The sequence below is a fragment of the Amycolatopsis kentuckyensis genome, from assembly GCF_002155975.1.
In the GTDB taxonomy this organism is placed as follows: domain Bacteria; phylum Actinomycetota; class Actinomycetes; order Mycobacteriales; family Pseudonocardiaceae; genus Amycolatopsis; species Amycolatopsis kentuckyensis.
Map to the genome: position 1 here is coordinate 24265 of NZ_MUMI01000162.1, position 8424 is coordinate 32688.

9 protein-coding genes are annotated in these 8424 nt (G+C 68.2%); 6 read left to right on the forward strand and 3 right to left on the reverse strand.

Annotated features, from left to right (window positions below):
• Positions 1 to 378: 378 nt before the first annotated feature.
• The 3 genes from CCN39_RS16825 to CCN39_RS16835 form a co-directional block, all read right to left on the reverse strand.
• Positions 379 to 1041 carry a response regulator transcription factor gene (locus tag CCN39_RS16825; RefSeq protein ID WP_086843052.1) on the reverse strand — a complete coding sequence of 221 codons (663 nt, stop codon included), beginning with the start codon at positions 1039 to 1041 and terminating at the stop codon, positions 379 to 381.
• A complete protein-coding gene (locus CCN39_RS16830; protein WP_086843054.1) occupies positions 1038 to 2045 on the reverse strand; it encodes a sensor histidine kinase in 1008 nt (335 codons plus the stop codon). The genes CCN39_RS16825 and CCN39_RS16830 overlap by 4 nt, the downstream gene beginning before the upstream one ends.
• A gap of 129 nt (positions 2046 to 2174) precedes the next feature.
• The gene (locus CCN39_RS16835; protein ID WP_244210821.1) at positions 2175 to 2999 is read right to left on the reverse strand and encodes a UbiA family prenyltransferase; all 825 of its coding nucleotides are present in this window, start codon (positions 2997 to 2999) and stop codon (positions 2175 to 2177) included.
• A 273-nt stretch (positions 3000 to 3272) separates the two neighbouring features.
• On the opposite strand from CCN39_RS16835, the gene CCN39_RS52885 reads away from it, so the two are divergent.
• From CCN39_RS52885 to CCN39_RS16865, 6 genes are all read left to right on the forward strand, one after another.
• Complete coding sequence (locus tag CCN39_RS52885; protein WP_158104514.1) at positions 3273 to 3470, forward strand: MbtH family NRPS accessory protein; 198 nt, start codon at positions 3273 to 3275, stop codon at positions 3468 to 3470.
• Positions 3471 to 3479: 9 nt separating this feature from the next.
• The gene (locus CCN39_RS16845) at positions 3480 to 4193 is read left to right on the forward strand and encodes a LuxR C-terminal-related transcriptional regulator (RefSeq protein WP_086843060.1); all 714 of its coding nucleotides are present in this window, start codon (positions 3480 to 3482) and stop codon (positions 4191 to 4193) included.
• Between the two features lie 104 nt (positions 4194 to 4297).
• Positions 4298 to 4579, forward strand: a complete 282-nt coding sequence (locus CCN39_RS16850; protein WP_086843062.1) for a hypothetical protein — start codon at positions 4298 to 4300, stop codon at positions 4577 to 4579.
• Between the two features lie 12 nt (positions 4580 to 4591).
• Entirely contained in the window at positions 4592 to 6571 is a 1980-nt protein-coding gene (locus CCN39_RS16855) for a condensation domain-containing protein (protein WP_086843064.1), read from the forward strand.
• The gene (locus CCN39_RS16860; protein ID WP_158104515.1) at positions 6568 to 8121 is read left to right on the forward strand and encodes a condensation domain-containing protein; all 1554 of its coding nucleotides are present in this window, start codon (positions 6568 to 6570) and stop codon (positions 8119 to 8121) included. Before CCN39_RS16855 ends, CCN39_RS16860 begins: the two co-directional genes overlap by 4 nt.
• A partial coding sequence (locus tag CCN39_RS16865; RefSeq protein ID WP_208630248.1) for a DegT/DnrJ/EryC1/StrS family aminotransferase occupies positions 8118 to 8424 on the forward strand: 307 nt, incomplete at its 3' end. The genes CCN39_RS16860 and CCN39_RS16865, both read left to right, overlap by 4 nt.

Below are 8424 nucleotides of genomic sequence, written 5' to 3' on the forward strand. Positions count from 1 at the left end.
CATCTCCAAGCGCCAGTCCGCCGTCTTCGCCCCGGCGGGCTGGGCCCGGTCGAGCTGCTACGCCAACCGGGTGGACCGAGAGCAGCTCGGTAAACCGTATCCCGGACCGGCAGTGAGGGAGATGAACGACTGACGTGCGACTGACCAGAGGGGCAGGAGGCGTTCCCGATGAGAAGATCCGGCAGCGCGAAGACGCGCTTGTTGTCCGCCGTCGTACTCTTCGGGGTGTTGGCGGCCGCCATCCTGGGCGGAGCGGGTATTGCGTCGGCGGCCCGCCCGGCTTCGCGGCTCGGTTCACAGCCGCGTGCCGGCGCATCGAGGTCCCGGCGAACCCGTCCGGTGAGGGCAGTAGCCGGACACCGCAACAGCCGTGAAGGGTCAGGGGTTGGCGGTGATGTCAGGGAGGATACCGGCCGCGACCGCCTTCTTGATCGCATCGACCCGGGAAGTCGCCTTCAGCTTCGCGTAGATGTTGGTGAGATGGCGTTTCACCGTGCCCTCACTGATGTACAACCGAGTCGCGACCTGGGCGTTGCTCATGGCCATGGCGACCAGCGAGAGCACCTGCACCTCACGTTTCGACAGCAGGTCCTGCTGGTTCCGGGCGTGTTCGAGGGATCGCATGGTCGCTCGCGGGACCGAAAGGACCACGTTGTGCTGGCTGCGGCTGACCGAGTGCACCGTAGCCACCAGCTCCTCGCACCCGATGCTCTTCACCAGGTAGGCGGCGGCACCGCTGTCCAGCAGGTCGCCCACCACCGCCGGGGAATCATGCATCGTCAGGATGACGACCGCTGTCGACGGGCAGAGCTGCTTCAACTGCGTGATCACGGATTTGGCGCCGGGGCCCGGCATCTGAACGTCGAGCAGGAGGACGTCCGGCCGAGTGGCCTGTACCAGTGCGATGGCCTGGTCACCGGTGGACGCCTCGCCGAGGACGTGCAGGCGTGGATCCGTCGTCAGCAGCTCCTGGATGCCTTGGCGGAACAGGGTGTGGTCGTCGGCGACGACCACGGTGACCCGCCGGTCCGGCCCCGTCACGACGCACCCGAAACCGGGATCGTGATCGACACCGTGGTCCCGGAGCCTTCGGTGCTCGTGATCATGAAGTCCCCGTCGAGCAGTTCGACGCGTTCGCTCATCGACAACAAGCCGATACCGGACCCGGTCATGGCGACGTCGAATCCGCAGCCGTCGTCCTCGACCTTGGCCAACGCCTTGCTTTCCCGCACTTCGACGGTCGCCCGGATGGTGCGCGGGCTTGCGTGCTGCACGGCGTTGCGGATTGCCTCCCGCAGGACGATGTACAGCTCCTCGGACACAGCGGGCGGCATCGTGGCCAGGTCGCCACCGAGGGAGATGATCATTTCGATGCCGGACGGCACGTGCGCCGCGGCGTAGTCCGCGAGTGCCTTTCGCAGACCCCCGTGATCGCTGGCCGAACCGTGCAGCTCCTGCGCGGTCTCGCGCACAGCGGTGAGCGCTTCCTCCATCAGCGCACGAGCGGCAGAAATCTTCTTCCTGGCTCGATCCGAATCCCGCTTCACGTAGATTTCGTGCAGCTCCAATTCCTGCATGGCAACGCCGATCGAGTGCGCGACGCGATCGTGCAGCTCACGGGCGATCCGGTTTCGCTCGTCGCGGTGCGAGTTGTTCACCTTCTTGAGCAGGTAACTGGCGTACGACACGGCGCCGAGGCCGACCCGGCGCATGATCGACGCCTCCAGTGTGCCGGCCGCCTCGCACAGCGCCGCGTCATCGCCTCCGTTCGCCCGCACCTCGCGAACCACCACCGGCAACAAAACTTCGAACATTTCGATCGCCACGCGCACTGATTCGACCGGATGCACGCCGAGCATCGCCCGAGTGGTACCGATCTCGTCCGCGAGATGCGTTGCACGCAAATCGGTCGCGATGGTGGGATCACCCGGGTGTTCCGCATCGTCGAGAACGGACCCGAGTTGATAACGAAGTTGCGCGGATGCGCGCTCGGTCGCGACCAGCGGACTGCGCAAAACCCGCAGACGCTCGGACAGTCTTTCCATCGCTCTTTGCCGGACTGCCGACGTGAACTCAAGGCCCACCACATCGCCCCCATCAGCAGGATTCGCCCAGATAACAAATTACACCATGCGAGTGCCCTCGTTTCAATACCCGGGAAAGAATCTGCTACGTCACGGCACGTTCGACAACAGCAGCGTTGCGTGAGCTGCGTACTGCGTAATCATGAAGGCGCGATACGGACGCCGCCGGACAGGACGGCCGGGTCGGCGGACGGGCACGAGCAGGAGCACGGCGACGAGCACCGACCCGCAGCAGACCACCGCGGCGGCCGGCTGCAGGTGCCGGCCCGCGACGCCGGCCGCGGCGAAGAACCCCCAGCCCACCACGGTCACCGCGATCGCCATCACCGTCCGGGCGCGGCGCTCGCCGAGCAGCACCGGCAGCGTCCGTCGCCCCGCCACCCGATCACCCTCGACATCGGAAAGATCCTTGGTCCAGCCGACCAGGCTCATCCACAACGACATGACCAGCCCGAACGGGAGCAACGACGCAGCCCCATCACCACCGGCCGCGCAGCCACCCGCCGAATAGGTCAGCAGCCCGAGCGCCGTGACCGAGACCAAGAAGCCGGGCACGGTCATCTTCAACGGGTACGGCCCCAGGGAATACGCCCAGCCGACGGCGAGCATGAGCACCACCAGCACCACCATGCGGAACGACACCAGCACGCAGCACCCGAGCGCGCCCACGCTTAGCACGAAGCAGGTCACCGTCGCCGAGGTCACCGGGAGGCTACCCCGAGCGATCGGGCGCGTCGAACCGTTGACGCGATCCTCGACCACATCGGCGATGCCGTTCATCAAATAAATTGCCCACGTCGCGGCGAGCCATCCCGCCGCGCCCGCAAACACCGCCGAGTTCAGCGTGAATTCTCCGCGGGCAACAGCGGCGAGGACGAAGCCACTGGCGAACCTCAATTGGAAGACGAACTGCACGACCGGGCGCGCCTCCTGCCACGCCAGCCGGACGGTCCGAGAAATACTAAGCGGATTAATGAATGCCGGATTTGCCATGTTTTATTGTGCGATTAATGGCCCCGGTCCCGTCAACGGCACGGACCGGCGACTACCGACTACGACTTTGGTCACATACCGGCTACGACCTTCGTTGCGGCCGTGTTCCCCGATGGGTCAGTGACCTTGAAATGGTCTTCGCCCGCCCATTACCGTCAGGATCGTGGGATCGCAAAGGCTTAGCTGGTGATAGCGGTGTCATCACATTACTACCGGGTCATCGTCAACGACAGCGGTTGCTACTGCATCTGGCCACACGATATCGCGGTGCCGCCCGGCTGGACGTCAACCGGGTTCTCGAGCACCGGCGAGACCGCGTTGCGCCAGATCGCCGAACTCTGGGGCGTGAAAACCGCTCGGTACCGCAGCGGTCCGAGCGCGACGGACACTTAAGGGGAAGCAATGGCTGTTGCCGACTGCCCGCCGATTCAGGCCGACGGATCGATCAGAATCCTGCTGTGCGATTCACAACCGCTGAGTCGGATCGGCCTGAAAACCACCTTGTCGGAATACCCGGGGCTGCGGGTGGTGGGCGAAACCGCGTCCGGCGGGCAGGCCGTGCGGGCCGCGCGCGCCCTCAAACCCAACGTCGTCCTCTGCGACACCGGCCTTACCGGACTGAACGTGATCTCGTTCACCGAACGGGTCACGCGCGTCGACGCCCGGGTTCCGAACGGTGGCAAAACGGCGATAGCCCTGATCGTCGACCATGTCGACTACGACATACTCACCGCTCTGCGCCTGGGAGCTTCGGGCATTCTGCTCAAGACCTGCGACGTCGACGAGCTGATCTGGGCGATCAAGGCCATCCACGACGGGAACCGGTATCTCGCCCCGGAAGTGGTCAGCGACGTTCTCGACTACACCTTCGGCCACGCCCCGACGCCGGTCGGCAATCTCGCGCTCGAGAACCTGACGCCACGCGAACTGGAGGTACTGGAACTGCTCGCCACCGGAATGAGCAACCAGGAGATCAGCGACGAACTGAACATCGGCGAACCGACCGTCAAGTACCACATGTCGCAAACACTGCGCAAACTGGATCTGCGTGACCGGCTGCAGGCGGTGGCGTTCGCGTACCGGAACGGTCTCGTGTCCCGCGGTGCGGCCGGATAGGCCGGGCCTGTCCCATGGTCGAGGAACGGCTGGTCGCACGGGTGAAGCGCCCTGGCGTGCAGCGCGCATATCGTCCGGGTGAACACGCTTCGCCGGGAGATTTCATGCACACCGACCCCGAGATCGGCGCAGTCGCCGCACAGCTCACCGACCTGGCGGCCGCGCTGCGCAAAGGAGACCGCGCCGACCCGCGGAACGAGACACTGCTCTGCCTCGTGGAGAGCGCATCTCGGGCTGCGCTGGCGTTCACCTCGTCCGGCAGGCGCCAGGCCGGGATCCTCGGCGAAGCTCTTTCCGCCGCGCGAGCGGCAGTGACAGCCGCCTCGTTCGCCCTCGTCGAGCAAGGCGCACCGCGCCGAGCGGACGACTCGACAGCACGCCGCTGAGGAGGACCGCCGATGAACACCCCCACCCGATCCGCAGAGGACGCTCCGGCAGCCACCGATGTCGAACGAGCACTCACCCAGCTGTGGGCCTCGGCGCTCGGGATCGCGGAGATCGGACTCGACGAAGACTTCTTCGCCCTCGGAGGCAGTTCCATACAGGCGTTCGAGGTCGCCGCGGCGCTGAGCGACCGGCTGGGCGTCGAACTGCCGGTCGATGTCCTGTTCTCCGTGCCGACCATCCGCCAGGCCGCCCAAGCCGTCATCGGGGCCGACGCCGCCGCCGTACGGCGGCCCGCGCTGGATCCCGGGGCCGATCTGCGGGCCTCGGCCAGCCAGGAACGCATCTGGTTCGCCGAACAATGGCGCCCTGGCACCGCGACTTACCACATGCCGTGGGCAGTGGACATTCGCGGCGCGCTGGACCGCGGCGCCCTGCTGCGCGCGCTCGACCTGCTGGTGTCGCGGCACGAAATCCTGCGCACCGCGTTCCCCACCCGGGACGGCCGGCCGAACCCGGTCGTGCGGACGGAGCCATGGCTTCCGGTGGCCGAGCACGACCTCGGTCGCGTCGCACCCGGATCACGTGCGCAACTGGCCGAAACGACCCTCGCCGACCAGGCGCGCCGACCGTTCGACCTCGAGCACGGCCCACTCGTGCGTGCGGATCTGCTCAGGCTTTCCGCGCGGGAACACATCCTGCTGCTGACGATGCACCATCTGGTCGGCGACGCATGGTCGACCCGCGCTCTCCTGGCGGAGGTGACCGAGGCGTACACCGCGTACGCCAGTGGCGGTGAACCGGCGCTGCCGGAACCGCCCATGCCGTTCGGCGCGTTCGCCGCCCAGCAGCGATCGGCTGTCGAAGACGGAACGTTCGCCGATTCCGTCGCCTATTGGGCCGACGCACTGGCCGGTGTACCGCCGGATCCCGTCACCGTGGCGCCGAGCGGGCACAGCGGTTCCGGCGGGCACGTTGTGGGCTTCGAACTGACGGACGAGCTTTCGTCGGGGATCCGCGAACTCGGCAGGCAGCTGGCGGCGACTCCGTTCACCGTGCTCGCGACCGCCGTGGCCGCGCTGCTCAACGCCCGCACCGGGCGGGAGGACGTCGTACTCGGCACGACTGCCGCGAACCGGGAACGGGCCGACATCGCGCCGATCATCGGCCCGGTGTTCAACTTGCTTCCGCTGCGGTTCCGGGTCCCCGCCGACGCGACGTTCGCCGCGCTGGTCGCCCGGGCGAAACCTGCCGTCCTCGGTGCTTTCGCCCACCAGGAAGTACCCTTCGACGTGCTGGTCCGCCGGCTGGCACCGGACCGCGAACTGAACGCGCTGCCGTTCTTCCGGGTTCTCTTCGAGCTTTCGCCGGAGCCGGAGCCGGTGACCGCCGCAGGTCTGTCCTGGAGGCCTCGGCTGGTCGACACCGGAACCGCCAAGTACGACCTCGCCGTCACGATCACCGAGTCCGGCACCCGGTTCCGCGGCGCGCTCACCTACGATTGCGGGCGCTATGACGCCGCCGACGCGGAGCGCTTCGCGGGTGATCTGCTCGACACGTTGGAGCACGCCTGCGCAGACCCGCACCGGGAGCGACCGGCCGCCGGACGACCGGAGCCGGCAGCGGAAGCCCTGGACGAGGCGGCCGGCGACGCCGACGCGGAGCCGGATCACCTCGAACGCCTGTTGATCCGGCTGTGGGCGGACTTGCTCCAGCGGGAACCGGCAGGGATCGCCACCGGCGAAAGCTTCTTCGCGCTCGCCGGCACCTCGCTCGAAATCGCCCGGCTGGTGGCCTGGCTGCGCTCGGAAATGCGCGTCCCGGTCAATCCGCTGCAGATCTACCAGCGCCCGACGGTGGCGGCCCTGGCCGCAGCCGTGCTCGCGGCCGAGCCGGAACCGGGATACGCCCACCACCTCGCCAGGGTGCTGCTCCGGCTCCGGGAGACCGGCTCGGACCGCTGGCATCCCATCGTTCCGGGGACCTCGGCGTGAAAAGGTTCGAGTTGAACTACGCGCAGCGGCGCAGCCTTTACCGGACTCCCGCTCGAGAGGTCTACACGATCACGGTCGCGGTCGAGCCGCCGGCCGGGACGACCGAGCAAGCCGCGCGAGCGGCGCTGGACGAACTGGTGGCGGCGCATGAGGCGCTGCGCTCCCGCCTGGTGTTCACCCGGGACGGCCGCCCGCTGCAAGAGGTCACCGAAGCGCGAGACGGGGTCGAGGTCGTCCTGCAGCCGATCCGGCACTCCGGTGAGATCCCGGACACCGCCGTCGCCGAACCAGCGCCGGTGGACCCCCGGACCCACGCAGGCAGGTGCCGGCTGTACACCCTGGACGGATCGGTGCGGTCCGTCGTCCTCACCGTGACGCACCTGTTCGCCGACGGCGTGAGCCAGGGCGTGCTGTACCGGGACCTCACCGCGCTGCTGCGCGGAGAACGGCTGCCCGGCACCGCGAACCGCAGGCAGGCAAGCGACTACGCCGACCCCCTGCTGGCCGCGACCACCCGCGAAAACACCGAGTTCTGGAAGAGGCGGCTCGCGGATGCCCCCCGGGCGTGCACCTTCGGCGGTTACTCCCGTACCAGCGAGGAGGAGCTGCAGATCGCGCGCCGGGCGGATGACCGGGTGCAGGAGGCAGTCATGGCCGCCGCGCGCGAGGTCGGCGCCTCCGCGTTCACGGTGTGGGCGACGGCGCTCAGCGCGCTGGTGAGCGTCTACACCGGACAGGACCGGCAGGTGTTCCGGTCCGTGTCGGCCAACCGGCTCGAGCCTGCTGACGAGGAAGCGGTGGCCAACCTGGCACAGCCCGTCTACATCCGGCTCGACGGCGAACAACGGGACACTCTCCGGCACCGTGCCGAGCTGGTGCTCGAAGCGAGTATCGACGCCCACACCCGTGGTGTTTTCGACGCCGCGGAGCTGTTGGCGTGGCTGGACTCTCCCGGCGTCCGGCGCGGCGTCGCCTTCCGGCCGGCGTTCGATCTCAACTTCCTCGTCCACGACGACGGCATGCGCGCACCGACCGGCGATTACGTCCAGCGACGGCGGGTGGTGCCCGCCAGGGCCACCGCCGACCTGGCCGTCCAGGTCCAGCAGGGGCCGACGACACACGTGCGGGTGACCGCAGGTGAACCGATCTGGACCGCCCGGGCCGCCGGCGCCATCGCCACCGATCTGTCCGGGGTACTGCGGCTGCTCCGCGATCGTCCGGACCTGCCGGTCCACGACCTCCCCCTCGCGCGGTTGAGGAGCGCTTCCCTTCTGCAGCACGGGCATCCGAGTGGGATCGGCATCGACGACGATGCCCAGCGGGCCCTGCTGACCGGTGTCGCCGGGGTGCGCTCCGCGAGCTGGACAGCGCTGCCCGCCGCGGACGGGATGCGGGTGCTGGCCGCGGTCGAGACCGAAGGGCCGATCGACGCCGACGCACTCGCCCGGTTCTACACCGGCCGGCAGCCGTGGATCTGCGGAGCCGTCGTGCCCGACCGGATCGAAGCCCAATGCCCGGAAATTGCCGCTGCGAAGGAAACGATGCGATGAGCCGCAAACCCGCCGTGCTCGGTGGCCCGCCGTTGCTGGCCGATCCGCTGCCGATGACCCGCCCGACCATCGTCGCCGACGACGAACTGTTCGACCACTTCGGCGCGATCTTCGCCAGCGGCATGCTCACCAACGGCCCGGCGGTGGCGGAATTCGAGCGGCAGGTCGCCGCGTACCTGCAGGTCGGCGACGTCATCGCGGTCAGCAGCTGCACCACCGGGCTGATCCTCGTGCTGCGCTGTCTTTCCGCGTCCGGCTCGGTCATCCTGCCCAGCTTCACGTTCATGGCCAGCGGGCACGCCG

Coding starts and splice junctions, on each gene's coding strand:
- CCN39_RS16830 (WP_086843054.1), bottom strand. CDS start 2,045: ATGGAAAGACTGTCCGAGCGTCTGCGGGTTTTGCGCAGTCCGCTGGTC.
- CCN39_RS16845 (WP_086843060.1), top strand. CDS start 3,480: ATGGCTGTTGCCGACTGCCCGCCGATTCAGGCCGACGGATCGATCAGA.
- CCN39_RS16850 (WP_086843062.1), top strand. CDS start 4,298: ATGCACACCGACCCCGAGATCGGCGCAGTCGCCGCACAGCTCACCGAC.
- CCN39_RS16855 (WP_086843064.1), top strand. CDS start 4,592: ATGAACACCCCCACCCGATCCGCAGAGGACGCTCCGGCAGCCACCGAT.